This window comes from Pacificoceanicola niger, from assembly GCF_048553275.1.
In the GTDB taxonomy this organism is placed as follows: Bacteria; Pseudomonadota; Alphaproteobacteria; order Rhodobacterales; family Rhodobacteraceae; genus Pacificoceanicola.
Genome location: NZ_JBLZMW010000003.1, coordinates 198,077 through 224,988, shown reverse-complemented (window position 1 = coordinate 224,988; position 26,912 = coordinate 198,077). Strand labels below are relative to the sequence as shown.

At 63.4% G+C, this 26,912-nt stretch carries 22 protein-coding genes and 2 tRNA genes; 5 read left to right on the top strand and 19 right to left on the bottom strand.

Translation table 11 applies throughout. From position 1 onward, the window contains the following. The first annotated feature begins 111 nt into the window (after window positions 1–111). The gene (locus ACN2XU_RS05895) at window positions 112–753 is read left to right on the top strand and encodes an SGNH/GDSL hydrolase family protein (RefSeq protein WP_419409479.1); all 642 of its coding nucleotides are present in this window, start codon (window positions 112–114) and stop codon (window positions 751–753) included. A 39-nt stretch (window positions 754–792) separates the two neighbouring features. Here the strand turns inward: ACN2XU_RS05895 and hisA are convergent, their stop codons facing one another. Beyond that, the gene (gene hisA, locus ACN2XU_RS05890; RefSeq protein WP_419409478.1) at window positions 793–1,515 is read right to left on the bottom strand and encodes a 1-(5-phosphoribosyl)-5-[(5-phosphoribosylamino)methylideneamino]imidazole-4-carboxamide isomerase; all 723 of its coding nucleotides are present in this window, start codon (window positions 1,513–1,515) and stop codon (window positions 793–795) included. A gap of 174 nt (window positions 1,516–1,689) precedes the next feature. Here hisA and ACN2XU_RS05885 point away from each other — a divergent pair, with 174 nt between their 5' ends. Next, window positions 1,690–2,073, top strand: coding sequence for a DUF2147 domain-containing protein (locus ACN2XU_RS05885; protein WP_419409477.1), 384 nt, complete (start codon window positions 1,690–1,692; stop codon window positions 2,071–2,073). Between the two features lie 50 nt (window positions 2,074–2,123). Here ACN2XU_RS05885 and hisH read toward each other — a convergent pair whose 3' ends face one another. From hisH to ACN2XU_RS05855, 6 genes are all read right to left on the bottom strand, one after another. Continuing rightward, window positions 2,124–2,759 (bottom strand): imidazole glycerol phosphate synthase subunit HisH, encoded by a 636-nt coding sequence (gene hisH / locus ACN2XU_RS05880; protein WP_419409476.1) that lies wholly within the window; start codon window positions 2,757–2,759, stop codon window positions 2,124–2,126. 76 nt (window positions 2,760–2,835) lie between these two features. Then, window positions 2,836–3,423: an imidazoleglycerol-phosphate dehydratase HisB gene (hisB, locus tag ACN2XU_RS05875; protein WP_419409475.1), complete on the bottom strand. Its 588-nt coding sequence runs from the start codon at window positions 3,421–3,423 to the stop codon at window positions 2,836–2,838. Between the two features lie 122 nt (window positions 3,424–3,545). Next, window positions 3,546–3,620: transfer RNA gene (locus ACN2XU_RS05870), tRNA-Gly, on the bottom strand. 69 nt (window positions 3,621–3,689) lie between these two features. Continuing rightward, window positions 3,690–3,764 (bottom strand) — tRNA-Gly (locus ACN2XU_RS05865). 428 nt (window positions 3,765–4,192) lie between these two features. Beyond that, window positions 4,193–4,642 (bottom strand): phasin, PhaP, encoded by a 450-nt coding sequence (locus ACN2XU_RS05860; RefSeq protein ID WP_419409696.1) that lies wholly within the window; start codon window positions 4,640–4,642, stop codon window positions 4,193–4,195. 132 nt (window positions 4,643–4,774) lie between these two features. After that, window positions 4,775–6,577 carry a PHA/PHB synthase family protein gene (locus ACN2XU_RS05855; RefSeq protein WP_419409474.1) on the bottom strand — a complete coding sequence of 601 codons (1,803 nt, stop codon included), beginning with the start codon at window positions 6,575–6,577 and terminating at the stop codon, window positions 4,775–4,777. Between the two features lie 119 nt (window positions 6,578–6,696). On the opposite strand from ACN2XU_RS05855, the gene phaZ reads away from it, so the two are divergent. Next, the gene (gene phaZ, locus ACN2XU_RS05850; protein WP_419409473.1) at window positions 6,697–7,977 is read left to right on the top strand and encodes a polyhydroxyalkanoate depolymerase; all 1,281 of its coding nucleotides are present in this window, start codon (window positions 6,697–6,699) and stop codon (window positions 7,975–7,977) included. Between the two features lie 72 nt (window positions 7,978–8,049). Here phaZ and ACN2XU_RS05845 read toward each other — a convergent pair whose 3' ends face one another. The 3 genes from ACN2XU_RS05845 to ACN2XU_RS05835 form a co-directional block, all read right to left on the bottom strand. Beyond that, window positions 8,050–8,454 carry a rhodanese-like domain-containing protein gene (locus ACN2XU_RS05845; RefSeq protein ID WP_419409472.1) on the bottom strand — a complete coding sequence of 135 codons (405 nt, stop codon included), beginning with the start codon at window positions 8,452–8,454 and terminating at the stop codon, window positions 8,050–8,052. A gap of 129 nt (window positions 8,455–8,583) precedes the next feature. Further along, window positions 8,584–9,264, bottom strand: a complete 681-nt coding sequence (locus ACN2XU_RS05840; protein ID WP_419409471.1) for a choice-of-anchor E domain-containing protein — start codon at window positions 9,262–9,264, stop codon at window positions 8,584–8,586. A 264-nt stretch (window positions 9,265–9,528) separates the two neighbouring features. Continuing rightward, window positions 9,529–12,972, bottom strand: coding sequence for a pyruvate carboxylase (locus ACN2XU_RS05835; RefSeq protein WP_419409470.1), 3,444 nt, complete (start codon window positions 12,970–12,972; stop codon window positions 9,529–9,531). A gap of 224 nt (window positions 12,973–13,196) precedes the next feature. On the opposite strand from ACN2XU_RS05835, the gene ACN2XU_RS05830 reads away from it, so the two are divergent. Further along, window positions 13,197–13,724: a BLUF domain-containing protein gene (locus tag ACN2XU_RS05830; RefSeq protein WP_419409469.1), complete on the top strand. Its 528-nt coding sequence runs from the start codon at window positions 13,197–13,199 to the stop codon at window positions 13,722–13,724. On the opposite strand, the gene ACN2XU_RS05825 is transcribed toward ACN2XU_RS05830, so the two are convergent. After that, complete coding sequence (locus ACN2XU_RS05825) at window positions 13,689–14,831, bottom strand: alpha-hydroxy acid oxidase (RefSeq protein WP_419409695.1); 1,143 nt, start codon at window positions 14,829–14,831, stop codon at window positions 13,689–13,691. The genes ACN2XU_RS05830 and ACN2XU_RS05825 overlap by 36 nt on opposite strands. Window positions 14,832–15,115: 284 nt before the next feature. Between ACN2XU_RS05825 and ACN2XU_RS05820 the strand changes: the two genes are divergently transcribed. Beyond that, a complete protein-coding gene (locus ACN2XU_RS05820) occupies window positions 15,116–17,536 on the top strand; it encodes an ATP-dependent helicase (protein WP_419409468.1) in 2,421 nt (806 codons plus the stop codon). 274 nt (window positions 17,537–17,810) lie between these two features. On the opposite strand, the gene ACN2XU_RS05815 is transcribed toward ACN2XU_RS05820, so the two are convergent. From ACN2XU_RS05815 to ACN2XU_RS05780, 8 genes are all read right to left on the bottom strand, one after another. Next, the gene (locus tag ACN2XU_RS05815) at window positions 17,811–19,025 is read right to left on the bottom strand and encodes a DegT/DnrJ/EryC1/StrS family aminotransferase (protein ID WP_419409467.1); all 1,215 of its coding nucleotides are present in this window, start codon (window positions 19,023–19,025) and stop codon (window positions 17,811–17,813) included. Window positions 19,026–19,145: 120 nt separating this feature from the next. After that, window positions 19,146–20,447, bottom strand: coding sequence for an NAD(P)/FAD-dependent oxidoreductase (locus ACN2XU_RS05810; RefSeq protein WP_419409466.1), 1,302 nt, complete (start codon window positions 20,445–20,447; stop codon window positions 19,146–19,148). Between the two features lie 107 nt (window positions 20,448–20,554). After that, on the bottom strand, window positions 20,555–21,919 hold the full coding sequence (locus ACN2XU_RS05805; protein WP_419409465.1) for a glutamine synthetase family protein: 1,365 nt from the start codon (window positions 21,917–21,919) through the stop codon (window positions 20,555–20,557). Next, the gene (locus ACN2XU_RS05800; RefSeq protein ID WP_419409464.1) at window positions 21,916–22,599 is read right to left on the bottom strand and encodes a type 1 glutamine amidotransferase; all 684 of its coding nucleotides are present in this window, start codon (window positions 22,597–22,599) and stop codon (window positions 21,916–21,918) included. The genes ACN2XU_RS05805 and ACN2XU_RS05800 overlap by 4 nt, the downstream gene beginning before the upstream one ends. 51 nt (window positions 22,600–22,650) lie before the next feature. After that, window positions 22,651–23,994 (bottom strand): glutamine synthetase family protein, encoded by a 1,344-nt coding sequence (locus ACN2XU_RS05795; RefSeq protein ID WP_419409463.1) that lies wholly within the window; start codon window positions 23,992–23,994, stop codon window positions 22,651–22,653. Between the two features lie 339 nt (window positions 23,995–24,333). Then, window positions 24,334–24,903, bottom strand: a complete 570-nt coding sequence (locus ACN2XU_RS05790; protein ID WP_419409462.1) for a VPLPA-CTERM sorting domain-containing protein — start codon at window positions 24,901–24,903, stop codon at window positions 24,334–24,336. A 119-nt stretch (window positions 24,904–25,022) separates the two neighbouring features. Then, entirely contained in the window at window positions 25,023–25,685 is a 663-nt protein-coding gene (locus ACN2XU_RS05785) for an SOS response-associated peptidase (protein WP_419409461.1), read from the bottom strand. Between the two features lie 9 nt (window positions 25,686–25,694). After that, window positions 25,695–26,900, bottom strand: a complete 1,206-nt coding sequence (locus ACN2XU_RS05780) for a class I SAM-dependent methyltransferase (RefSeq protein WP_419409694.1) — start codon at window positions 26,898–26,900, stop codon at window positions 25,695–25,697. Window positions 26,901–26,912 lie beyond the last annotated feature (12 nt).

Genomic DNA, 26,912 nt, shown 5'->3' with positions numbered 1-26,912 from the left:
GCGGCTGACCGCGCGCGGCCCTGGGCAGGGCGCGCGGAGCGCCCTACATCCTTCCGCAGGGGCCGCCCGGGAATTGGCGGTGTGATCGAGACTGTGTGGAGTGGGATGCGAATGCGATATTGGATCATGCTGTCGCTGTGCCTGTTGGCCGCCTGCGGGCGGGGCGTGCCGGAGGATGCGCGGATCGTCGTGGCCGGGGATTCGGTCATGGCGTGGAACCGGATCGCGGGGGGCTCCGTGGCGGATGGGCTGCAGGCGCGGCTGGGCGAGCCGGTGGGCGACGTGTCATTGCCGCTGGCGCAGGTTTTGGGCGGACGCGGCGCGCTCAACATTCCCGCGCAGCTTGCGGGGGTGCGGGCGGACTGGGTTGTGCTGAACGGCGGGGCCAACGATCTGAGCGATTGCGACTGTGCGGACTGTGGCCCGGTTCTGGACCGGTTGATCTCCGAAGACGGAAGCCGTGGCGCGATACCGACGCTTGTGGCGGATCTGCGCGCTCGCGGCTCGCAGGTGATCTGGGCGGATTACTACACCTCTCCGCACTATGCCGGGACCGCCTGTGTCGCGCCCTACGCCATGCTCGAAGACCGGCTTGGCCGTATGGCCAATGCCTCTGCGGGAGTAAGCCTTGTGGATATGGACGACGTGTTCCGCCCCGGCGATCTGTCACTCTTCGCAAGGGATCGCCTGCATCCATCGCAGAAAGGATCGGCGCGCATTGCCGGTCTTGTCGCGCCCTTTCTGGCGAAGTGAGCCGACCCCGGCTTTCCGGGGGCGGGCCGGCTGGATAGATCAGTCGCGCAGCGCCTTGATCGCGTCCTTGAGGTTGAGCGCCCCGTCATAAAGCGCCCGGCCCGAGATCGCCCCATTCAGCGCGGCGCCACAATCGCGCAGAGCCTTGAGATCCTTCAGCGAGGAGACACCGCCGGAGGCGATCACCGGGATCGTCACGGCACGCGCCAGCGCCGCCGTTGCCTCGATGTTCGGCCCCTGCATGGCGCCATCGCGGTTGATGTCGGTGTAGATGATCGCCGCCACACCCGCATCCTCGAAGGATTTCGCCAGATCGGTGGCGTCGACGTCGGTGACCTCGGCCCAGCCCTTTGTCGCCACGCGGCCGTCGCGCGCGTCGATGCCCACCGCGATCTTGCCCGGGAAGGCTGCGGCCGCCTCGCGCACCAACGCCGGGTTCTCCACGGCCACCGTGCCGAGGATCACACGGGCGAGTCCCCGCTGCAGCCACATCTCGATGGTGGCCATGTCACGGATGCCGCCGCCAAGCTGCGCCGGTGTGTTCGTCTGGCTCAGGATCTGCTCGACGGCGGCGCCATTGACCGGCTCGCCGGCGAAGGCGCCGTTGAGGTCCACCAGGTGCAGCCATTCACAGCCCGCCGCAACGAATTCCAATGCCTGTGCAGCGGGATCGTCATTGAAGACCGTGGCCTTGTCCATATCGCCACGAAGCAGGCGCACCGCCTTGCCATCCTTGAGGTCGATCGCGGGGTAAAGGATCATGTGTCTTGTCCTTTCGAAGGAGGGTTGCCTGCCCCTTAGTCTGACGTTGCGGCAGGTGCAACCATGGATGCTGCGCTGCGTCGTGACGTCATGACGCGGCCCGCCGTAACGTCAGGCTTGATCGCAGCCGGGGCGGCGCGCCAAGCTGCTCGGACTACCAGGGAGGAGAGGATCATGAAAACCTATGTAATGGCCGCGGCGCTGGCGTGTCTGGCTGGACTGGCCGCCGCCGATCCGGCGGAAGGCGTGTGGAAAACCGAAGTCGATGACGGGGCCTATGCCCATGTCACGATCACGCCCTGTGGCGCGAACATCTGCGGCGTGATCAGCCGGACCTTCAACAGCGCCGGGGAATACAACTCGCCCAACAAGGGCAAGATGCTTGTGCGCAACATGGCCCCGCAAGGCGGCGGCAGCTACAAGGGCAAGGTCTGGCGGCCCTCGAACGACAAGATCTACACCGGCAAGATGCAGCTCAACGGCAATGCACTGAAGCTTTCGGGCTGCGTGGCCGGGGGGCTGCTCTGTTCGGGACAGAACTGGACACGGGTGCAGTAAAGTCCTGAGACCACAGTGGGCCGGGCGATGCGTCCGGCCCTTATTTTGCGTCAGGGGCGCCAGTTCAGGAAGTTGGCAATCATGCGCAAGCCAATCCCGGCGCTTTTCTCCGGGTGGAACTGCAGGCCGATGCGGTTTTCATGGCCGACAATCGCGGTGACATCGCCACCATAATCCACATGCGCGATGCGTTGTGTCAGATCGGCCATGCGCATCTGGTAGGAATGGACAAAATAGGCGTGATCGCCGGTTTTCAGCCCGTCAAGCACCGGATGCGGTGTTGCGATCTGCAGATCATTCCAGCCCATATGCGGCACTTTCAGCGCCGGGTCGCCCGGCGTGATGTGCATGACCTCGCCGTCGATCCAGCCAAGCCCGTCGGTTTCGTCGTACTCATGCCCCTTCCGGGCCATCAGTTGCATGCCGACACAGATCCCCAGAAAGGGGCGCCCCCGGCGCTCCACCGCCTCGATCATCGCCTCGAAGCAGCCCGAGGTTCGCAGCGCCCGCGCGCAGGACGGAAATGCGCCGTCGCCCGGCAGCACGATGTGATCGGCCTTGGCCACAACGTCCGGGTCGGTGGTCACACGGACCTCGGCCCCGGTGGTTTCGCGGGCCATTTTCTGAAACGCCTTCTCGGCCGAATGCAGGTTGCCGCTTTCGTAATCGATGATTGCAGTCAGCATGGCTCTGCCCTTGTGCTTCTTCTTTGCAAAAATATCCCGGGGGTCCGGGGGCTGGCCCCCGGTCCTGCCACGGATGTCAGAGTTTGCCCTTGGTCGAGGGCAGCTTGTCCGCCACGCGCGGATCCGGTTCCACCGCCATGCGCAAGGCGCGTGCCACGGCCTTGAAGGCCGCTTCCGCGATATGGTGCGCATTGAAGCCGTGCAGTTGGTCGATGTGCAGCGTGATGCCGCCGTGGGTGCTCAGCGCCTGAAAGAATTCGCGCACGAGTTCGGTGTCGAAGGTGCCGATCTTGGGCGCGGGGAAGTCGACGTTCCAGACAAGAAACGGCCGGTTCGACAGATCGAGCGCGGCGCGCACCTGCGTGTCGTCCATCGGCAGGTGGCATTCTCCGTAGCGGCGGATGCCCTTCTTGTCGCCAAGCGCCGCGACGAGGGCCTGTCCGATGGCGATGCCGGTGTCCTCGACGGTGTGATGATCGTCGATGTGCAGATCGCCGTCCGCGCGGATTGTCATGTCGATAAGCGAGTGCCGCGAGAGCTGGTCGAGCATGTGGTCGAAGAAGCCCACACCGGTCTGATTGTCATAGACGCCGGTGCCGTCGAGATCGAGAGTGACCTCGATGGCGGTCTCACTGGTCTTGCGGCTGATGGTGGCCTTGCGCATCGGCTTTCTCCTTGGGTTCGCGGCCTTATAGGCGGTGCGTTGCAAAGGGGAAAGGGGGCGCGACGGCCCGGATGGGCGGCTGTTGCGCGCGCGTCGTCACGGTTGGTGAAGTGGAAGGAAAATGGAGCGGGCGAGGCGATTCGAACGCCCGACCCTAACCTTGGCAAGGTTATGCTCTACCCCTGAGCTACGCCCGCAAACCATTTTCATCTCGGTCCGTTTCGGCGGTTCCGCTGGGTGGCGGCGCATCCCGAAATTGACCTAACTGGAGCGGGCGAGGCGATTCGAACGCCCGACCCTAACCTTGGCAAGGTTATGCTCTACCCCTGAGCTACGCCCGCGTACCAGTTGGTGACGGCGGATTTAGACGCAGGCGAGGATGGGCGCAAGGGGAAAATTGGAGATTGGGCGGGAATTTTTTTGCAAGGGCGGCGGGGCTGGGCCGGTGCGTCGGGATGGCGATTGGGATCATCCGCTGCGCGGCGCGCTTTTCGCCCGTGTCTGTGGTCAAGAGGGGGGCGATGCCGTGTTTTTCGAGTGCGGCAACCGCGGATGTCCCGGTCTTGAACCGTTGGGACCGCAGTTGGTCCGGTTGCAGCCCTGGCCAAATACGGGGCGCAGGGCGGGTCCGGTTCTCCGAAGAGAGAGCGGCACGAAAAAAGGGCGGATTCCGAAGAACCCGCCCTAGGATATTGCGCCGAAAATGGGAGGAGAAGGCGCAAATCCCGATACCGCCCCCAAAGGGAGGAGAGGAGGCGATGCGTTGTGCTTATTTCGCGGCTGCGGTCGCTTTCTTGGCGGTCGCGGTCATGTCGTCGGTGGCTTTCTTGACAGCGGCGGTGGCGTCTTCGGAGAAGTCCTTGCCTGCGGCCATCATCAGCTCGACGGTGTCCATCTGGACCTTTTTCGCGATCTCGGCGAAGGCAGCCATGTTCTCGGCAGCCACTTCGGCCTGAGCGGATGCGAAGTCGGTCATCGACTTGGCGTAGTCGGCCGGCTCAGCCTTTGCTTTGGACATGTCGGCCATCTTGGACAGGGTGTCCTTGGTCCACTTGGCGGAGATCTCGGTCGACTTCTCTGCGGCTTCCAGAGCCACGGAGGAGAGCTTCTCGTTCATCGTCGCAGTGGTTTTGAAGGCGTCTTCCATTGCTTTGGTGTCAACCGGGAAGGAACCCATCATGTCTTTGAACATGCCGGTGAAATCTTGTGCTTTAGCCATAACGTAAATCCTTTTCTCTACAGCGAGGGCCCACCCCTCTGCGTTGCTGTTGAGAAGAATATGCATTCTGCAGTGCGGCATTTCAAGTATTTTCTTGCTGCACTGCAGAAAAATTGGCTAAGACTCTGATATTTAGTGATTTTGATCGCGGGCCTTGATCGCCACATAGGTGCCCGGAGCTTCTCCGAGGCTCTTATAAGGCGAATCGCCGGGTGTGCGGGCGGGGACTTTCTTGCCCGAGCGCTTCTTCAGCCAGGCTTCCCAGACCGGCCACCAGGAGCCTTCGTTCTTCTCGGCCGCCGCTTTCCAGGCGTCGAAATCGAGCGAGAGGTCATCATTGGTGTAGTGGCCGTATTTCTTCTTGCTCGGCGGGTTCACGATCCCGGCGATATGGCCGCTTTCGCCCAGCACGAACTGCTTGGAGCGCGAGCCCATCATCTGCACGCCGCGATAGACGTCGCGGGCGGCGGCGATGTGATCTGTCTCCGTGGCGATCGACATCAGCGGCACATCCACATCCTTGACCGAGAGGGTTTCGCCGAACATCTCGAAGGTGCCATTGGCGAATTCGTTGCGCTGGCACAGGCCGCGCAGGTACTGTTTGAACATCTTGCCGGGCAGGTTGGCGCCGTCGCCGTTCCAGTAGAGCAGGTCAAAGGCCGGGGGCGTTTCGCCCATCATGTAGTGCCGTATGGCGGGCCCGTAAATCAGGTCATTGGAGCGCAGGAAGGAAAAGGTCCGCGCCATGATGAAGGAGGGCAGAATGCCTTCCTGATCTATCTCCTCCTCGATCCCGGCGGCGAAATCCTCCTGCAGGAAGGGGGTGAACTCGCCCTGATCGGAGAAATCCACAAGCGCGGTAAAGAAGGTCGCGGACTTGACCGTCTTGTCGCCGCGTTTCTTCAGCAGCGACAGGACCAGCGACAGGGTGGTGCCCGCGATGCAGTAGCCAACCGCGTTGATCCGGTCGACGTCGCAGATCTCCTTCACGACGTTCATCGCCGTCAGGTAGCCCTCATCGACGTAATCTTCGAGCCCGATGTCACGATAGGTGGAATCCGGGTTGATCCAGCTGACCACAAACAGGGTATAGCCCTGATCGACAACCCAGCGGATCAGGCTGTTCTGCGGCTTCAGATCGAGAATGTAGAACTTGTTGATCCACGGCGGGAACAGCACGATCGGGGTTTCGTGCACCTGATCCGTGGTGGGGCTGTACTGGATCAGCTCCATCATGCGGTTGCGATAGACCACTTCACCCTTGGCGGTGGCGATGTTCTCGCCGACGGAAAAGGCGCTCTCGTCCGCGAGGCGCACGAGCATCTCGCCATTGTTGGCCTCAAGATCGGCGACGAGGTTCTCCAGCCCGCGTACCAGGCTTTCGCCCTCGGTCTCGACCGCCTTCATCAGCGCGTCGGGGTTGGTGGCGAGAAAGTTCGTGGGCGCGAACATGTCGGTGATCTGCTGGGCAAAGTACCGCAGGCGGCGCTTTTCCTTTTCGTCCATCTCGTCGAGATCGTCGATGCCCTCGCGGATGGCCTCGGCATTGATCAGGTACTGCTGCTTGACGAAGTTGAAGTAGGGGTGGCTGTCCCACAGCGGATTCTTGAAGCGGCGATCCTCGGGGCCAGGGTTTTCCGGCGCCTTGAGCTGACCGCGGGCGAGGGTTTGTTGCGCATCGACAAAATGCGTGAGCGTCTTGCCCCAGTACTGCACCTGGTTCTCCAGAAGCTTTGCGGGGTTGGTCATCCACTCCTGCCAATAGGCCTGCGCAGCCTTGGCATATAGCTCGCTTTCCGGCCCGTTGAGCGCCTGCGGCGTGGGCTTTCTGCGGGAAATCGCGGACACCAGGCGCTGTTGCAGCTCCTCGACGCGGGCGAGATTGGCTTCGAGGCGCTCACGATTTTCGCCTGCGACCTCAGTGTTCGTTGCCATGTTAACGATTCCCCCCTATGTTCGCCCCAAGGATAACGCCGCGCTTGACGGGAGGCAAAGCGGCGAAATGGCCTGAGGCAACATGTGTTGCCAACCGCCCTCTAAAAGGAGCAGTGCTCATGCGTTACATGACCACCTACGACATGATGGAAACCTTCCGCAACACCAGCCAGTGGCTTGGTGCAACGGCCAAGACCATGGCCTCCTACCCGGCGTTTGCCGCAATCCCGAACCCCGGCCTTGCGTGGATGGCAGCCTGGGGGCAGGTGACCGAACGCGCCTTCGAACGCATGGTGGTCAAGCCCGACTGGGGCATCCACTCCGTCACTTGCGACGATGGCAAGGACCACCTCGTGAATATCGAAACTGTGGTGGAAAAGCCGTTCGGCGATCTCATCCACTTCAACGTGACCGGCCGCGAAGAGCAGCCGCGCAAGATCCTGCTTGTGGCGCCGATGTCGGGGCATTACGCCACGCTGCTGCGCTCGACGGTGAAGTCGCTGATCACCAACTGCGAAGTCTATATCACCGATTGGCACAACGCGCGCGATATTCCGGTGTCGGCGGGCAAGTTCGATATCGAGGATTACACCCTCTACCTGATGGATTTCATGCGGGCCATGGGACCAGACACCAATGTTGTGGCCGTCTGTCAGCCCGCGCCGCTGACGCTGGCCGCCACGGCCTATCTGGCCGAGCAGGATCCGGCGGCGCAGCCGCGCACGCTGACGCTCATCGGCGGGCCGATCAACCCCGACGCCGTGCCGACCGATGTGACGGATTTCGGCGCGCGGGTGACCATGGGTCAGCTCGAAGAGACGATGATCCAGCGGGTCGGTTTCAAGTACAAGGGCGTCGGTCGGCTGGTCTATCCTGGCCTGCTGCAGTTGACCTCATTCGTGAGCATGAACGCCGACCGCCACACCAAGGCGTTTCAGGATCAGATCCTGCGCGTGACGCGCGGCGAGGCCTCGGATCACGATGCGCACAACCGGTTCTACGACGAATATCTCGCGGTCATGGACATGCCGGCGGAGTTCTACCTGTCGACGGTGGACCGGATCTTCAAGAAGTGTGAAATCGCCAAGAACGAATTCGTGGTGCACGGGCACAAGGTCGACATGAGCAAGATCACCAATGTCGCGGTCAAGACCGTCGAGGGTGCGAAGGACGACATCACCGCGCCGGGGCAGTGCATTGCGGCGCTTGATCTGTGCACCGGGCTGCCGGACAGCATGAAGGCAAGCCACGTGGAGCCGGGTGCCGGTCACTACGGGATTTTCGCGGGCAAGAGCTGGCGCAACAACATCCGCCCGCTGGTGCTTGAGTTCATTGATCAGAACGCCGGAGACACGCCGCCGACGGCGAAGAAGAAACCGGCAAACGTGAACGCCGCCTGAGCGCACGCGTCATTGAACAGATGGGAACGGGGCTCGCGAGGGTCCCGTTTTTGTTTGTCTTGCGGGGGTGTCTCAGTCTTTGGCCGGGTCTTGTTCCACCGGGCCGCCCTGTTTGACCCAATCCGTGAAGCCGTCGCGGATGTGTGCGGCTTCAAAGCCCATATCCTGCAGCCTTGCCACGGTCAGCGCCGAGCGCCAGCCGGATGCACAGTGAAAGAGGTAGGATTTGCCGGGCTGGTCGAAGACGGGTTTGTGGTAGGGGCTGTCGGGATCGACCCAGAATTCGATCATGCCGCGTGGCGCGTGCACCGACCCGGGGATAAAGCCGGATTTCTGACGTTCGCGCACGTCGCGGATGTCGACGATGATCGTATCGGGATCGCCGTGCCGGGCGATGGCCTCTTCGGTGGTGAGTTCGGGAATCTGGCCGCGGGCCTCGGCGACGAGGTCGGCGGCGGTGATCTTGAGCTTGGGCATGCGGGTCTTCCGTGTCTTCGGGGGAGGGCTGGGCGCTTGGCTACGAAGGAACTGCCGAAAAGGTGAATGAAAAAGGCCGGAAGGAAACCCCTCCGGCCTTTCGTAAACCCGTGTGTGGGAGAAAGCGGCTTATGCGGCTTTTTTTGCCTTGCGGCGGCGGACCAGCGCCAGACCACCCAAGGCCCCGATCAGAAGCGGCGCGCCTGCGGGCAGCGGAACTTCGGAGATCGGCGGCGTGTAGTTGTAGGTCACGGAGGCGGTTGCGCCAGCGTCCGTGAAGAACTGGGTGATCAGGTTGCCCGCACCAGAACCGGAAGACGCGCCAACAGCGGAGAGGTCGAGCGAGAAAGTGCCGTTGCCGATGAACGGCGAAAGACCGGAGGTGAACACGGATGTGTCCGAGTCACTAGCGGTCAGACCGGAATAGGACACGCCAGAGGTGCCGCCAAAATCAATCGTGCCGTCGAAGGAGGTCGCGTTGAAGATGGAGGAGGACAGCGGGTTCACGTCCACGGAGAGCCCCGGAAAGCCCGCGACCGACGCGGTGATGGTTGCGCTGAGGCTCAGCGTGATGACAGCCGGTGCGCCGTCAAGGCTTTCTGCATTGGCGTCGCCGTCGACGCTGCCGGTCAATGACAGCGACACGCTGTCGAGCGTTCCGAGGAGCGGGTCGAACTGGGTCAGGAGAACAGAATCGGACCAATTTGTTGAGGTCGATGCGACGCTGCCGGAGTAGGTCGCGGTTGCCGCCTGTGCGGCGCCAGCGGCCAGACCTGCGACGACAACGACTGCAAGAGCAATAGATTTCATAACGGTGTAATCCCTGTTGGGTTGGAATCTCTGCTCCGAAGTACCCGTTCAAACCGCCTGGGGCAATGAAAAGCTGCAAATTTTTGGTTAATTCTCGGGTTTTTAGTGATGCGAATCACAAATTTTAACCGGTTATCAACCTCAGGGTGTGATGCTCCATTCCTTGCGCGATTATGCGGTGCGCCGGGGGTGAAAACCGAAACGTAAGTCGGCCCGCCCCGTGGCGAAGCGGGCAAGACCCGTTTTGCGTGTTCCGCTGAGCGGTTATTCCAGTTCGATCAGCAGGTCCTTGGCGTCGATCTGTCCGCCGGGTTGGACGTGGACGGCTTTGACCGTCGCGTCGCGCTCGGCATGCAGGCCGGTTTCCATCTTCATCGCCTCGATGGTCAGGAGCAGATCGCCGGTCTTGACCTTTGCGCCGACCTGTATCGCGACGGAGGCGACCACACCCGGCATCGGCGCGCCGATGTGGTTCGGGTTGCCCATTTCCGCCTTGGGGCGCGCGGCGGTAGAGGCCGCGGCCTTGCGATCGGGCACGCGGATGGTGCGCGGCTGGCCGTTGAGTTCGAAGAAGACCTTCACATTGCCGTCTTCCTGCGTTTCGCCGACGGCCTGCAGCAGGATTTCGAGTTTTTTGCCCGGGTCGATTTCGGCGGTGATCTCCTCGCCCGGTTCCATCCCGTAGAAAAAGGTGCGGGTGGGCAGGGTGCGCACCGGGCCGTAGGTTTCGTGACGGGCGCGGTAATCGGTGAAGACCTTGGGATACATGAGATATCCGTTCAGATCCTCATCGTCGATCGTGGCGCCCTCAAGCTGTTCGGAGAGCTTGGCGCGCGTCTCTTCGATGTCCACCGGGGCGGCCTTGAGGCCGGGGCGGTCGGTGAAGGGTTTCTCGTCCTTGAGGATCTTCTTCTGAATCGCCGATGGCCAGCCGCCGGGGGGCTGTCCGAGGCTGCCCTTCATCATGTCGATGACGGAATCCGGGAAGGACAGCTCGGTCTTCGGGTCTTCGACCTGCGCGCGGGTGAGGCCCTGGGAGACCATCATCAGGGCCATGTCACCGACCACCTTGGAGGAGGGGGTGACCTTCACGATATCGCCGAACATCTGGTTCACGTCGGCGTAGGTCTGCGCCACCTCGTGCCAGCGTTCTTCGAGGCCGAGAGAACGCGCCTGGGCCTTGAGGTTGGTGAACTGTCCGCCGGGCATCTCGTGCAGGTAGACCTCGGAGGCGGGGGCCTGCAGGGAGGATTCGAAGGCGGCGTATTGCCCGCGCACCGCCTCGAAGTAGTTGGAAATTTCGCGGATCGCGGCGATATCCAGCCCGGTGTCACGCTCGGTAAAGCGCAGGGCCTCGACGACGGAGCCAAGGGTCGGCTGCGAGGTGTTGCCGGAGAAACTGTCCATGGCCGCGTCAACTGCATCCACGCCCGCCGCCTGCGCCGCCATGATCGTGGAGATCGCCGCGCCGGAGGTGTCGTGGGTGTGGAAGTGGATCGGCAGGCCAACCTCCTCCTTGAGCGCCTTGATCAGCGCGCCCGCGGCGGAGGCCTTGAGCAGGCCCGCCATGTCCTTGAGGCCGAGCACGTGCGCGCCTGCGGCCTTCAGATCCTTGCCCATGGAGACGTAGTATTTGAGGTCATATTTGGCGCGGTCGGGGTCGAGGATGTCCCCCGTATAGCAGACCGTGCCTTCCAGCACTTTGCCGGTATCGAGCACCGCATCCATGGCGACGCGCATGTTTTCGACCCAGTTCAGCGAGTCAAAGACGCGGAACACGTCGACGCCGGTTTCCGCCGCCTGTTTGACGAAGAACTGCACGACGTTGTCGGGGTAGTTGGTGTACCCCACGCCATTCGCGCCGCGCAGCAGCATCTGCGTCATCAGGTTGGGCATGCGGGCGCGCAGATCGCGCAGGCGCTGCCAGGGACATTCTTGCAAGAAGCGATAGGCCACATCGAAGGTCGCGCCGCCCCAGCATTCGACACTGAACAACTGCGGTAGATTGTGCGCATAGGCCGGGGCCGCGCCGATCATGTCGATGGAGCGCATCCGCGTGGCGATCAGGGATTGGTGTCCGTCGCGCATGGTGGTGTCGGTGATCAGGAGCTGCTTTTGCGCCAGCATCCAGTCCGCGACGGCCTGCGGGCCTTTGTCCTCCAGCAGGTTGCGGGTGCCGGGGGCGGGGGTGTCCACCTTATTCTTCGGGGCGCGGGCGGGCTTGAGATCGGCGGCGGGCATCGGGCGACCGGCGGTCTCCGGATGGCCGTTCACGGTGATGTCGGCGATGTAGGTCAGAACCTTGGTGCCCCGGTCGCGGCGCTGTTTGAAGTCAAACAGTTCCGGCGTCGTGTCGATGAACTTCGTTGTGTACTGGTTCGACAGGAAAGTCGGGTGTTTGAGCAGGTTGATGACAAAGTCGATGTTGGTGGTCACGCCCCGGATGCGGAATTCGCGCAAGGCCCGGTCCATGCGGCGGATCGCCTGTTCCGGGGTCGGGGCCTTTGCCGTGACCTTCACCAGCAGCGAGTCGTAATACCGTGTGATGACGCCGCCCGCATAGGCGGTGCCGCCATCGAGACGGATGCCCATGCCCGTGGCCGAGCGATAGGCGGTCAGGCGGCCATAGTCGGGGATGAAGTTATTGGTCGGGTCCTCGGTGGTGATCCGCGTCTGCAGAGCGTGACCGGTGAGGCGGATGTCGTATTGCGAGGCCTTGCCGGTGGCTTCGGCGAGGCTCTTGCCCTCGGCGATGAGGATCTGGGCCTGCACGATGTCGATGCCGGTGACTTCTTCGGTGACGGTGTGCTCCACCTGCACGCGCGGGTTCACCTCGATGAAGTAAAACGAGCCGGTGTCCATATCCATCAGGAATTCGACGGTGCCCGCGCATTCGTAGTTCACATGCTGGCAGATCTTGCGGCCGAGTTCACAGATCTCCTCGCGCTGCGCCTCGGAGAGGTAGGGGGCAGGCGCGCGTTCCACGACCTTCTGGTTGCGGCGCTGCACCGAGCAGTCGCGCTCATAGAGGTGATAGATGTTGCCTTGGCTGTCGCCAAGGATCTGCACCTCGACGTGACGGGCGCGGATGATCATCTTTTCGAGATAGCCCTCGCCGTTGCCAAAAGCAGCCTCGGCCTCGCGGCGGCCTTCGAGCACCTTTTCCTTCAGTTCCTTGGCGTTCTCGATAGGACGCATGCCGCGCCCGCCGCCGCCCCAGGAGGCCTTCAGCATCAGCGGAAAGCCGACTTCCTCGGCCTCCTTGGCGATGGCGTCGAAGTCGTCGCCAAGCACCTCCGTTGCGGGGATGACGGGCACGCCCGCTTCGATGGCCACACGCCGCGCGCTTGCCTTGTCTCCGAGGGCGCGCATGGTTTCCGCCTTCGGGCCGATAAAGGTGATGCCGTTGGCCACGCAGGCATCGACGAAGTCAGGGTTTTCCGACAGCAGGCCATAGCCGGGATGGATCGCGTCCGCGCCGCTCTCCTTGGCCACGCGGATGATCTCGTCGATGGACAGATAGGCCGCCACCGGCCCCAGACCCTCGCCAATGCGGTAGGCTTCGTCGGCCTTGAAACGGTGCAGCCCCAGCTTGTCCTCTTCGGCGTAGACGGCGACTGTTTTCTTTCCCATCTCGTTTGCGGCGCGCATGATGCGGATGGCGATTTCGCCGCGGTTGGCAATAAGGATCTTCTTGAAGCTGGTCATTCGGGGGGTCCCTTGGTCTGGCCGTTTCATCTTCGCATAGGGCGAATTTCCCTGCAGCCTAAGGCGGGGAAAGGGGGTCGTCTATGCCGCATTGCGGCATGTTAGCGATAACAGGTCGCGTTGCAAGCGCCGTTTTGGATCGCACGGGCGCAGATCGGCCCGGTTTTAAGTCTAAGGAAAGGATTTGCGGCTAACCCCGGGGGGACCCGAAAACGAGGTGTGTGATGTCCGGTCAGGATTTGTACCGAATTGTTTATCTCAGCCACGCGGCGCAGGCACTCTCCGTTCCGGCGCTCGACGTGCTGCTTGCGGCGGCGCGGCAGTACAATGCGGCCAATGGCGTGACCGGCTTTCTGGCGTGTCACGAGCGCAGCTTTTTCCAGGTGGTCGAGGGCGCGCGTTCAGAGGTGGAGCGCCTCTTTGCCGCGATAAACCGCGATCCGCGCCATGGCGGGATCATTGTCCTGCGGCAGGGCGCGGTGGAGGAGCGATCATTCGGTGAGTGGACCATGGGATTTGCCGATCCGACGCAGCTTGGCCCGGAGAACATGGCGGCAGTCACCGACCTGCACCAATTGATGGCAGAAGGCGGCGGGGCCGGTCTCCGCGATCGCCGGGTTGGCGTGCTGCTGGACAGTTTTCTGGCCAGCTTCCGCGATCTCGCCCATTCGGAATGGCGCGTGCCCGCACCGGAAATCGCAGCGGAGGAGGCGGTGTCAGTCCCGGATCAACCGGCCGGCCACGTCGCCTAGGCTATGGGTTCCCATCTGCGCCATGTTCAACTTCATGTCGTCGGTCAGAATATGGGTGAGATGCGCGGGGCCCTTTTCCCCAAGCGCCGCAACCGCGTAGTGCCACGCGCGGCCGAGCATGACAAAATCCGCCCCGAGTGCCAACGCGCGCAGGACGTCCATCCCGGAGGCCACGCCGCTGTCGAAGATCAGCGGGAAATCGGGGCCGACCGCCGCGCGCACTTTTGGCAGCTCGGTGATGCTGGCCGGTCCCGGCTCGAACTGCCGGGCAGAGTGGTTTGACACCCAGATTGCATCAACGCCTTCGGATTGAAGGCGTTTTGCCGCGTCGGGGCACATGACGCCCTTGATGATCAGATCTCCCTGCCATTCCTCGCGCAGCTGTTTGAGCGTGTCCCAGTCAGGGGTGCCTCGGATGATATGTCCGGCGTGGGCAAGGCTGGAGCGCGGATCGCTGTTGTCGACATAGCTTTCCGGCAGGACGATTCGCGGTGCGCCGGTCCTCAGCGTTTTCAGCGACCATTCGGGGTGGGTCAGGACTTCCCAGACCACGCGCGGCGTGATCTTTGGCGGCATGGTCAGCTTGGCGCGGCGCTGGCGTTCCCGGCGCGAATCGTCCGGGACGTCCACGGTCAGGATCAGCTTTGTGAACCCGCTCTCTTTTGCGCGCCGCAGAATATCGCGGCGAATGCCCGGATCGGCGGGGCAATAGAGCTGATACCAGCCCATATCGCCCGAAATCGGGCCGATTTCCTCGGGCAGCCGTGTGGCGACGGTCGAGATGCCATAGGGAATGCGCTGCGCCCTGGCATGCGCGGCCAGCATCCGCTCTGCCCCCGGCCACATCAGCCCCGACATGCCCACCGGCGCAATGCCGAAAGGGCGGCTGTATTCGGTGCCCATGAAGGTCGTCGAGAAATCGGGTTCGACCTTGCCGGGCAGAATATCGGGCATGAAATGCACCGCATCGAGCGCGTCGCGATTGCGCTGAAACTGCAGTTCGGCACCGGTCGAACTGTCCAGATATTCGAAGGCGAAATGCGGGATGCGCCTGCGGGCCTTGCGGCGCAGATCGGAGACAGCGGGGAAAGAAAGGTCGAGATCCATGGCGGCATTTGGCTGTGTGTTTCGGCAATTGTCCAGAGCGGCGCGCACCGGGGCCGTCCTGTTTGTCGGAGCCTGCGGGGACGTCTGCTGTTGCACGCTCTCGAAAGGCGGGAAGAGGAGACATATCCTTGACAGGTTTTGCGGCTCCGCCTGGATATTGGCCGCAAGCGTTCCTTTCATCGGCTCTTGTCGATGCGACGAAGCCGTCGGGCCTATGCGGAAAGTTGCAGAACATTCTGTGAACGTCCCTTTCCCTCGCACCATCCCCACGCTATCATCGCGCCATGAGCAATTTCGATGAATTCGACGCCTTCGAAGGTGCGTCCCTGTCGAGCCGGGCCATGGCGGCGCGGCCAACACCCTATCTTGAGGGTCTGAATCCGGCGCAGCGCGAGGCGGTGGAAACGCTGGACGGTCCGGTCCTGATGCTTGCCGGGGCGGGCACCGGCAAGACCAAGGCGCTGACCGCGCGAATCGTGCATCTTCTGAGCACGGGACGGGCGCGCCCGAACGAGATCCTCGCCGTGACCTTCACCAACAAGGCCGCGCGCGAGATGAAAACCCGCGTGTCCGGCATGCTGGGGCAAGTGGTCGAGGGGATGCCGTGGCTTGGCACCTTTCACTCCATCTGCGTCAAGCTGCTGCGGCGACATGCGGAGCTGGTTGGTCTGAAGTCGAACTTCACCATTCTGGATACGGACGATCAGCTGCGCCTGCTCAAGCAGTTGGTGCAGGCGGCGGGCATCGACGACAAACGCTGGCCCGCGCGGCAATTGGCCGGGGTGATCGACGATTGGAAGAACCGGGCGTTGACCCCGGACAAGCTGCCAGCGGCGGATGCGGGGGCCTACGATCAGAAGGGGCCGGCGCTCTATGCGCAGTATCAGGAGCGCCTACGTGAGTTGAACGCGGTGGATTTCGGCGATCTGCTGCTGCATGTGGTGACGATCTTTCAACAGCACGGCGATGTGCTGGCGCAGTATCAGCGTTGGTTCCGCTACATCCTCGTGGACGAGTATCAGGATACAAACGTTGCGCAGTATCTTTGGCTGCGACTGCTCGCGCAGGGGCATCGCAACATCTGCTGTGTTGGTGACGATGATCAGTCGATCTATGGCTGGCGCGGCGCCGAGGTGGGCAATATCCTGCGGTTTGAAAAGGATTTTCCCGGCGCGCATGTGGTGCGGCTGGAGCAGAATTACCGCTCGACGCCGCATATCCTCGCGGCGGCCTCCTCCGTCATTCGCGGCAACGCCAACCGTCTGGGCAAGGAACTCTGGACCGAGGCGCAGGACGGCGAAAAGGTGCGCCTGATCGGCCATTGGGATGGCGACGAGGAGGCGCGCTGGGTTGGTGAAGAGATCGAGGCAATGCAGGGCGGCACGCGCGGTATGCGGGCGTACAGCCTTGATGATATGGCCATTCTGGTCCGCGCCTCGCATCAGATGCGTGCCTTCGAGGACCGTTTCCTGACCATTGGGTTACCCTATCGGGTGATCGGCGGACCGCGTTTCTATGAGCGGATGGAGATCCGTGACGCCATGGCCTACTTCCGGTTGGTGATTTCGCCGACGGACGATCTGGCCTTTGAGCGGGTGGTGAACACGCCCAAACGCGGGCTTGGTGACAAGGCGCAGCAGACCATCCAGCAGATCGCGCGGGCAAACGGCGTGTCCTTGCTCGATGGGGCCGCGATGGCGGTGGAGCAGGGCGCGATCAAGGGCAAGGGCGCGAAGGCGCTGTCCGAATTTGTCGTCGGGATCGCCCGCTGGGGCCGCATGATGCGCAGCACCGTCGCGGCGGCTGGCGAGGACGATGTGCTTGAGGATCTGGCCAGTCCCGAGCGCCGCGAGGCGGAGGTCTCTCATGTCGAGTTGGCGCAGATCATCCTCGACGAAAGCGGCTATACCGGGATGTGGCAGAACGACAAGACACCCGAAGCGCCGGGGCGGTTGGAGAACCTCAAGGAATTGGTCAAGGCGCTGGAGAACTTCGAGAATATCCAAGGGTTTCTTGAGCATGTCAGCCTTGTCATGGACAACGACAGCGACGACGGCGGCGCCAAGGTCAGCATCATGACGCTGCATGGTGCGAAAGGGCTGGAGTTCCCCGTCGTGTTCCTGCCCGGTTGGGAAGACGGTTTGTTCCCCTCGCAGCGCTCCATGGATGAAAGCGGCGTGAAGGGGCTCGAAGAGGAACGGCGGCTGGCCTATGTCGGGATCACACGGGCCGAGGAGGTCTGTACGATTTCCTTCGCGGGCAACCGCCGGGTGTTCGGCCAGTGGCAGTCGCAGATGCCCTCACGCTTTGTCGATGAACTGCCGGAGCAGCATGTGGATGTGCTGACCCCGCCGGGCCTCTATGGTGGCGGCTATGGCGCCGCAGCGGGCAGCGGCATGGGCATGTCGTCGGGTATGGAGAGCCGCGTCGCCTCGGCCAATGTCTATAATTCTCCAGGTTGGAAGCGCCTGCAATCGCGCCAGGGCGAACGCCCGGTGAGCCAGCCGAAGGAGAGCCGGAATACGGTTATCGACCTCCAGGCCGTCAGTGCGTACTCGGAGGGCGAGCGGGTCTTTCACCAGAAGTTCGGCTATGGTGCGATTGTCGGGATCGAGGGGGACAAGCTTGAAATCACCTTTGACAAGGCCGGCACAAAAAAGGTGGTGTCCCGCTACATCTGCGCCGCCGACGACGTCCCGTTCTAGCCCGCCGCGTTTGTCCCATCAAGCGCGGCGGGTGGGCAAGGTCGCACTTTGCTTTGCAAAGTGTCGACGCCCACACCCAAGAAATCCGGGCGCGTCGGTCGGCGTATGTCCCATCAAGCGCGGCGATTAGGGACGTGCCACTTCGGAAAACGCGCGGCACGGTTTCCGGGGCTCCGCGCCCTCGCACGCTGCAGGGAAAACTGTATAACCCTGTGCCCATGCTTCAGTATTTGTCCCGGCCTCTCGTAGGGCGGGGCTGTGCCCCGCACCTCCCTCAGGTGCCGTAGGCGCGCAGTCGGCCCATGACGGCTTCGGCGGCTTCCACCAGCACATCGGCGACCCAAGTGCACTCTTCTTCGGTCAAGCGCGCGGGCAGGCGTGTGTCGCAGGCACGCATGAGCATCGCCCGGGTGCGCGGCAGATCCGGCATGTCCGGCATGAACTGCCAGTTCCAGAAGGCGCGGGCGTTGTCCGTGTTCATGCCAAAGATCTGAACTTTCACACCATTCTCCCCGGCGATGCGGGCAAAGGCGCGGGCTTCGTCGTCGGTCATGCCGTCGAGGTTGAATTGCAGCGAATCCGGCGCGCGCTCTTCCTGGGCAAGTTTGGCCGGGACGGCAATCCACGGGCTGCGCGCGATCATTGCCGCGACTTGATCGTGGTTGCGGCGGCCATCTCGTACGCGGCGGGGAATTTCGGCGATCTGGGGGCGGATGACTGCGGCAGACAGGTTGCCGAGCCGCAGGTTGTAGAGCGGCAGTTGATTTTGCCACCGCTTCAGCGCCTCTTCGAGCGCCGCGGAATTGTCGCCGTGCGAGAGGTGTTTTTGCCACATATGCTCATAAGCGCCGGACATTATGACCGCGCGGGCGACCAGCTCGGCGTCGTCGGTGATCAGGATGCCGCCTTCGCCCGCGTTCAGCAGCTTGTAGCTTTGGAAGCTGAAACAGCCGATGCGGCCGATGGTGCCGATCTTGCGTCCGCCCCAGAGCGTGCCGAGCGAATGGGCGGCGTCTTCAACCACGGGAATCCCGCGTGCATCGCAGAGCGTCATGATCGCGTCCATATCGGACGTGTGGCCGCGCATGTGGGAGACGATCACCGCCTGAACATCACCCAGTTTTGCTTCGAAGTCACTCAGGTCGATGCGGTAATTCTCAGCAACCTCGCAGAGCACCGGAACACAGTCGGCATGGACCACGGCGGAGGGCACGGCGGCGAAGGTGAAACCCGGGATCATCACGCGCGCGCCGTGCGGCAGGTCCAAAGCCTTGAGCGAGAGGAAGAGGGCGGCCGAACAGCTGCTGACCGCGAGGGCGTATTTCACCCCCATCAGCGCGGCGAACTCGCGTTCGAGAAGCGCGACGGGCGCGTCCTGCGGCGCGGTGTAGCGAAAGAGGTCGCCAGAAGCCAAAAGCCGGTCGATCTCGGCGCGGGCGGCCTCGGGGATGGCTTCGGCGTCATGCATGTTCGGCGTCATAGATTTCATTTTCCCGAATTGGTGTTTTCGGAAATGTAAAACAAGGCGTCGATCCGGCCAAGCCCTTTTGCGCCCTGCGTGGGGTGTCACTGCGCCGCGTGGCGCTTCGGGAACGGTTTTTCCGGGGTGTTACAGGCCGAGCCGGTCGCGCATCGCGAACCAGCTCATGGCGAGCACGAGCAGCGGCGTGCGCAGGCCGGGGCCGCCGGGAAAGCGCGGTGTGGGAAGCGCGGCGAAGGCGTCGAAGCCGGCGCTCTGGCCCTTCACGGCCTCGGCCATGAGCTTGCCGGCCTGGATGGCATTGCCCACGCCGTGCCCGGAATAGCCGCCCGCGCTCAGCGTCGTGTCACTCAGCCGGGCAAGATGCGGCAGGCGTTTCATGGTGATGGCGAGAGTGCCGCCCCAGGCATAGTCGAGCGCGACATCGGCAAGCTGCGGGAAAATCTGCAGCATCGGTTTGCGCACAACGGCGCGGATGTCTTTCGGGAATTTGTAGCCATAGCTCTCGCCGCCGCCGAACAGCAGCCGCCCGTCGTGGGACAGGCGGAAGTAGTTGACGACAAAGAGATCGTCGGCCACCGCAACGTCACGGGTGAGCACCTCCGCGCAGCGTTCGTCCAAGGGTTCGGTGGCAACGACGAAGTTGTTGATCGGCATCACACGCGCGGCGACCTTGGGCGCCAGCCCGCCAAGATAGCCGTTGCAGGCGAGGATCAGATGATCGGCGGTGACGTGGCCACCGTTCGTGGCGATGCGAACGGTTTTGCCATCCCGGATGTCATGCACTTCGGAGCGCTCGCAGATCCGCACCCCGGCGGCCTCCGCTGCGCGTGCCAGCCCGATGGCCAGTGTCAGCGGCTGCAGGTGGGCCGCGCCCATGTCGAGCACGCCACCCTTGTAGGCGGGGGAGGGGCAAAGCGCGGCAAAGGCGTCGCTGTCCAGAACCTCCATGGCGTAGTCATAATGCCGGGACATATGGTCCGCATAGCGATGCAGGTCGCGGACGGAGCCTTGCGATGTGCCGGACCACGCCACGCCGTCTTTCAGATGGCAGTCGATTCGGTGGCGCGCGATCAGGTCCCTGACCAGCGCCTTGGCATCCTCGCCGAGATCCCAGTAAAGCCGCGCGGTATCGCGCCCGACCATCGCCTCCAGTTTCATCTGATCGAGCCGCTGCCCGGAACCGAGCTGTCCGCCGTTGCGCCCCGAGGCGCCGAAGCCCACGCGCTGCGCTTCGAGCAGCACCACGTCCATGCCCGCCTCGGCCAGATGCAAGGCTGCCGACAGCCCGGTATACCCGCCGCCGACCACGCAGACGTCGGCCTTTGCCGCGCCCTGAAGCGGGCGGAATCGCTCTATCGTGGGGGCGGTTTCGGCGTACCAGCTGACCGGGTATTCGCCTTTGACATCGTTGGCATAGAGCAGGTTCATGGCGCGGTGTCCCTTATGTCTGGCGGCTCAAGGTCCCTCACGGGGCATCCGGACGGGCGGGGCAGGAGCCCGCCATATCCGTGTTCTTCGATGGTTTGCCCGTTGGATCAGACGTTCATCAGCAGGTGCTCGCGCTCCCACGGGCTGATCACCTGCAGGAATTCCTCGTATTCGGAGTGTTTCACACCGGTATAGACCGTCACGAACTCCGGGCCGAGGACCTCGTGCAGGGCGGTGGCCTCTTCGAAGAGTTCGAGTGCCTGCCCCAGCACGCGCGGGATGTCGCCCTCGCCCTCGTAGGCGTCGCCCTTGAGTTGCTTTGACGGCCAACGCTCTTCCATCAGGCCGAGATAGCCACAGGCGAGCGAGACGGCGATGCCGAGGTAGGGGTTGCAGTCCATCCCGGCGAGCCGGTTTTCCACGCGCCGCGACTTCGCATCCGAGATCGGGATACGAATGCCCGTGGTTCGGTTGTCGCGCCCCCATTCGAGATTGATCGGCGCGGCGTGATCCTTGACATACCGCCGGTAGCTGTTGACGTAGGGGGCCAGCACAGCGATGGCGGAGGGCAAATGCGTCTGCAGCCCACCGATGAAGTGATAAAACGCATCGGTCTCGCCGCCCTGCGGTCCGGCAAAGATGTTCTCGCCGGTTTTCTTATCGAGGATCGAGTGGTGGATATGCATGGCGCTGCCCGGCTCATCGGCGATCGGCTTGGCCATGAAGGTGGCAAAGCAATCGTGTCGCAGCGCGGCCTCGCGGATCAGCCGCTTGAAGTAGAACACCTCGTCGGCGAGCTTGACCGGATCACCGTGGCGCAGGTTGATCTCAAGCTGGCCTGCGCCGCCTTCCTGAGTGATGCCGTCGATCTCGAAGCCCTGCGCCTCGGCAAAGTCGTAGATGTCGTCGATCACCGGGCCGAACTCATCGACGGCGGTCATGGAATAGGCCTGACGCGCGGCGGCGGGACGACCGGAGCGGCCCATCATCGGCTGGATTTCCTTGGCCGGGTCCAGGTTGCGGGCGACGAGAAAGAACTCCATTTCCGGGGCAACGACCGGTTTCCATCCCTGCGCCTCGTAGAGCGAGACCACGCGTTTGAGCACATTGCGCGGGCTGAAGGGGATCGGCTTTTCGTGGCGGTCGTAGGCGTCGTGGATCACCTGCAGCGTCCAGTCTCCGGTCCAGGGCGCGGCGGTGGCCGTGGTCATGTCCGGACGCAGGATCATGTCGCGTTCGAGAAAGCCGACATCCTCGGCGGCGGCGTCGCTCCAGTCTCCCGTGATGGTCTGGAAGAAGATCGAGTCGGGCAGGTGGAAGTGCTTTTGCCGGGCAAATTTCGAGGCAGGCACGGCCTTGCCCCGGGCGATGCCGGGAAAGTCGGAGATGATGCATTCCACCTCGTCGAGGCGCCGCCCTTCGAGATAGGCGCGTGCGGCCTCCGGCAGGTCGTCGTGGAAATCGTCGCTCATGAGAGGCTCCTTTCGCGGAAGAACCGCGCGAATTGGTCGGCGAGGGCGCCGCGGTCCAGCGGCGTGCCGAGCTTGCCCTGTGCTGCGTCCAATTGATCATCGGGCACGACACCGCGCCCCCGGGTCCGGATCAGACCGTCGATAAAGGCGTCGCCGTACTCAGGGTGCGGCTGCACCGTGTAGGCTTTGCCCGGATAGAGCAGGGCGGCATATTGGCAGAAGTCGGAGGAGGCCACGGTTTCGGCGCCTTCGGGCGCCTCGGTGACCTGATCCTGATGCCAGGCCTGAATGGTTTTTGGCCCATCGGGAAAGCGGTAGGTGGTCGGGCCGACGGACCAGCCGCCCGCATATTTCTCGACCTTGCCGCCAAGCGCCTGGGCAATGATCTGATGGCCAAAGCACACGCCGATCAGCGGACGATCCGCCAGGACGATGGCTCGGATCAGGTCCTCCAACGGCGCAATCCACGGCAGGTCCTCATAAGCGCCGTGGCGCGAGCCGGTGATCAGCCAGCCGTCCGCATCCTCCGGGCCGGAGGGGAATTCCCCCTCGACCACGGACCAGCTTTGAAACGCGAAGCCGCGCCCGGCAAGCAGCGTTTCGAACATGCCGGGGTAACTGTCGAAGTCCTTCTCAAGGGCTTCGGGCAGCAGGCCGGTCTGCAAAATACCGATTTTCATGTGTCACCCAGTGGTTCGGGATTGTGCCGCGAGATCACGGCTGCGCCTAGCTCACACCGTATCGAGGTAGATGTCCACCTGCTCGGAACCCGTCAGCTCAGCCATGTAATGCAATTCCTGCTTCTTGGTCAAAAGCAGGTTGCGGATGAGGTTCTGCGGAAAGATGCGGGGCATGATGTCGCTTTGTTCAAAGGCCTTGATCGCCGCGTCCCAGTCTGTCGGGATTTGCGGCAGGTCCTGCGCATAGGAGTTTCCGGTGATCGGTTTTGGCGGCTCTTTCTCGTCCTCGATGCCATTCATCGCGGCCCCGAGGATCGCGCTCAGCGCGAGATAGGGGTTCACGTCCCCGCCCGCGACCCGGTGCTCGATCCGCCGTGCGGCGGCGGCGCCGGAAGGGATGCGGATGGCCGCGGTGCGGTTTTCATAGGCCCAGCAAATGCCGGTTGGCGCGTGGGCATCCGGCACCATGCGATCATAGCTGTTCTGGTGCGGGGCAAAGATCAGTGTGCTGTCGTAGAGCGCATCGACACAGCCCGCCACCGCGTGGCGCAGCGTATCGGTGCCCTTTTCGGTGCCGTCGTCGAAGATGTTCTTGCCCTTGGCGTCGAGCACGGAAAAATGCGCGTGCATGCCGGATCCCGCATAATCGTCGTAGGGTTTGGCCATGAAGGAGGCGGCAAAGCCGTGGCGGCGGGCCAGTCCCTTGACCAGCATCTTGAACAGCCATGCATCGTCGGCGGCGGCGAGCGCGTCGGACTGGTGCATCAGGTTGATCTCGAACTGTCCCAGACCGGCCTCGGAAATGGCGGTGTCGGCGGGAATGTCCATCGCTTCGCAGGCCTCGTAGAGGTCGGTGAAGAAGTTGTCGAAGGCATCCAGCGCCCGGATCGAGAGGATCTCGGCGGCCTTGCGGCGCTTGCCGGTGCGCGGAGAGACCGGCACCTGCAGGTTGCGGGTGCTGTCGTCGATCAGGAAAAATTCCAGCTCGACCGCCACCACCGGCTTCAGCCCCCGTGCGGTAAAGCGCTCGACGGTGCGGGCAAGCGCGTGGCGCGGATCGCCGTCGAAGGGCCTGCCGTCCTCGTGGAACATCCAGATCGGCAGCAGAGCGGAGGGCGAATCGAGCCACGGCATCGGCACAAAGCCGCGCTCGGTTGGCCAGAGCACACCGTCGCGGTCGCCGGACTCGAAGACCAGCGGGCTGTCGTCGATATCCTCGCCCCAGATATCGAGGTTGAGCGCCGACATGGGAAAGCGGGTGCCCCCCTCCACCGCCTTGTCCGCGAAACGGGCGGGGATTCGTTTGCCGCGCGGCACACCGTTGAGATCACAGGCGGCAACGCGGATGGTGCGCACGGACGGGTTCTTGCGCAGCCAGTCTGAGGGGGCGGTCATGGGAGCCTTCTTTCAGGGTCAGAGTGTAATTTGATCAAATTTGTAACCGTGCGAAAGGATGCTGGCAAGCGGTGCGTGACGAATTGCAGATCGGAGGCACCGGATGCCGCGAAATATGGCAAGCTGTCGGGTCCTTTCGTGGGGAGGCTGGGGGGCCGCCGAAAGGGCCGACCGGATGGCCTCTCAGGTCTTCAAAGATCCGAAGGGGCCCGGGGCAAAGATCCGATGCAAAAGCTTGTTCCGGCGAAATTTTCTTACGCCAGGAAAAAGCCCCGCAGGCCGGGGCGTGCGGGGCTCTCGTACAGCGTGCCCGTGACGGGCTGTTAGGCTGATGACGGATCAGACCTTGCGGCGACGCAGGGCGGCAATGCCGCCAAGACCGCCGAGCAACAACCATCCTGCGGCGGGCAGCGGCACGGCGGCGGTTTCCGCGATCGCCTGGCCAAAGGTCAGGCCGGCATTGACGTAGGCATTCGGAGACTGATTGCTCGGCACATTTTCGAGAATGCTCGCGGCGGGCGTGCCATACGGGGTGTTGTCGTTTGTCATGGCAAGACCGTAGGACGGGCTGACAGCCGGGATGGCGTCCGTCAGGTTCGAGATGAAGCGACCGGTCAGAACATTGCCAGCCAGGTCCAACGTCCAGTAGTTCATGCGTACCGCGCCGGGCAGGACGTATTCGCCCAGCCCGAAGGAGCTCGGCGTGCCGGAGATCGTGTAGCCGGTGATTTCGACACTGGTTGCCTGGATCCCGGTGACGCCCAGGGTCAGACCACGGGCTACGCCGGTGACTTCGGCCTCGCCGCTCAGGCCCGGCCGGTTGGTGAAAGAAAACTCGACGCTATACGTGGCTGCATTGGCGACAACGGCGGAGAAAAATAGCAGGCAGGCTGCCAGAAGCGTTTTCATGGAATATTCCTTGGACTTAACATTGGCAAAGATTTTACGCGTCAAAAATAAACCGATCAATGGAATTTAGTTAAGATGCCGTTGCGTAAACCCGTGCCGACCGTGAGGCGCGAGGCCGGTCAGTCGATCGGTTCGATCAGCGCTTCACCGGAAGCCCGGTTGGAATTGACGGCGGTGTCGACACGGTGGAAGGTCAAGGTACCCTCGGCCGCGGGCACCATCAGGCTCGCTGCGCCCTTGCCGTCTTCGCCGAGCCATTTCGCCCAATCCTCCGGTGAGAGGATGACCGGCATCCTGTGGTGGATTTTCGACACGTGATCATTGGCGGCGCAGGTGACGATGGCGCAGGTGCGATGTGCCTCGCCGTCGCGCTCCCAATCCTGCCAGACCCCGGCAAAGACCAGCGGACCCTCGCCCGATGGCTGGATGTACCAGGGCAGGCGGTTGCCGTCTTCGTCCTTGGTCCATTCGTAGAAACCGCTGGCCGGGATCAGGCAGCGGCGCTCGCGGCAGGCGGCCTTGAACGCGGGCTTTTCCGCGATGGTTTCGGCGCGCGCATTGATCAGCAGCGGCCCGCCGTTTGTCGCCTTGTACCAATGCGGCAGGAAACCCCAGCGCATCGCCGTGAGCCGCCGCGCCGCGCCATCGGTCAGGATGGTGTGGATCTGCACCGTGGGACAGACATTGTAGTTCGGCACCGGCGGCAGATCGTTGGCGGGCACCGCCTCGAACAGCTGGGCCATGGCGTCGGGGGGCAGGGTAACGGCAAAGCGGCCGCACATGGCTGTGTCCTATCTGGCGGTGTGGGTTCCGAGCGAAGAGTAGAGCAGCAGCCCCCAATCGACCAGATCGCGCTCGACCTTTGTCCAGATCATGCCAAAGGCGAGCGGGTCCAGGCCGGCCCCCGAGGCGATCTGCGCAAGGCTGCGGCGCCCGTCGATCCCGGCCAGGATCGGTGCGGCCTCGCGGGGCAGGCGCAGGGTGGTTTTCAGCTCCTTGAGCGTGACGGGGAGGGGTTTGCCCTTGGCCACGGCCTGCGCGAGTGGCGTGGCCTTGACCCCGCGCAGATGCGGGATGAAGGCGCGGTTGGTGCCTTTCGCGGGCTTGCGTGGCGCGCCCTCGGGCACGGCATAGCCAACCTGCACCCGGATCGTGCCACGCAGCTTTTCAGCGGCGGCCATGGCCTCTACCTCGCTCATCCCCTCGGGGCGCGCGGTGATGCGGGAGAGATCATAAAGCGCCGGGGTGGCAAAGGTCTGCAGCTGCCAACCGGTCTGTTCCAGCGTCTCCAGGAGGTCCGTCACGGAGAAAGCCCGGTCCTGCCCATGCAGCAGCAGATCGTAGAACCCCGCATCCGAGGCATGGTGATCGCCGAGATTGGGGTTGCAATGGAAGGGATGCCCCTCCGGCAGGGCCTTGACGATCTGCCTGGCGCGTTCGAGGCGGGTCTGCGGATCGAGCCCGGCAAAGATCGCGCCGAAGGCCTCCTGCAGCGGATAGACGCCGGAGCGCCCATAAGGCGCGTAGACCATGAACCCAAGGCCGCCGCCGGGGGCGAGCGCGGCGCGCAGGGCGCGGAACCCGGCGGCGGGGTCCGGCAAGTGATGCAGCACGCCGCAGCAATCAATGTAGTCGAATTGCCCATAGCTGGCCGCGTCCAGCAGAGAGCCGGTGTGGAAGGTGATCCCGGTGAGGCCCCGCGTCTCAGCACGCGCTTCGGCAATCGCGCGGCTGGCCTCCGAGAGGTCGATATAGGTGATTTCGTACGGCGCGCCGGCGGCGGTGAGCATCTGCGCAAGCTGGATCAGCCCATCCCCGGTGCCGCCGCCCGCCACCAGCGCCCGCAGTGGCTGCGACCAATCCCGCACGCCGCCCCAGAGCCAGTGATCCATCTCCATCGGATGGCTCGGGGAGCCGGTGATCAGGCGCGTCTTCTCGTCCGCCGGATCACGTTCGGGGTATGGGTAGGTTTCATACTGCTGCCGGGTGGTGACCATCGGGGCCGCTTT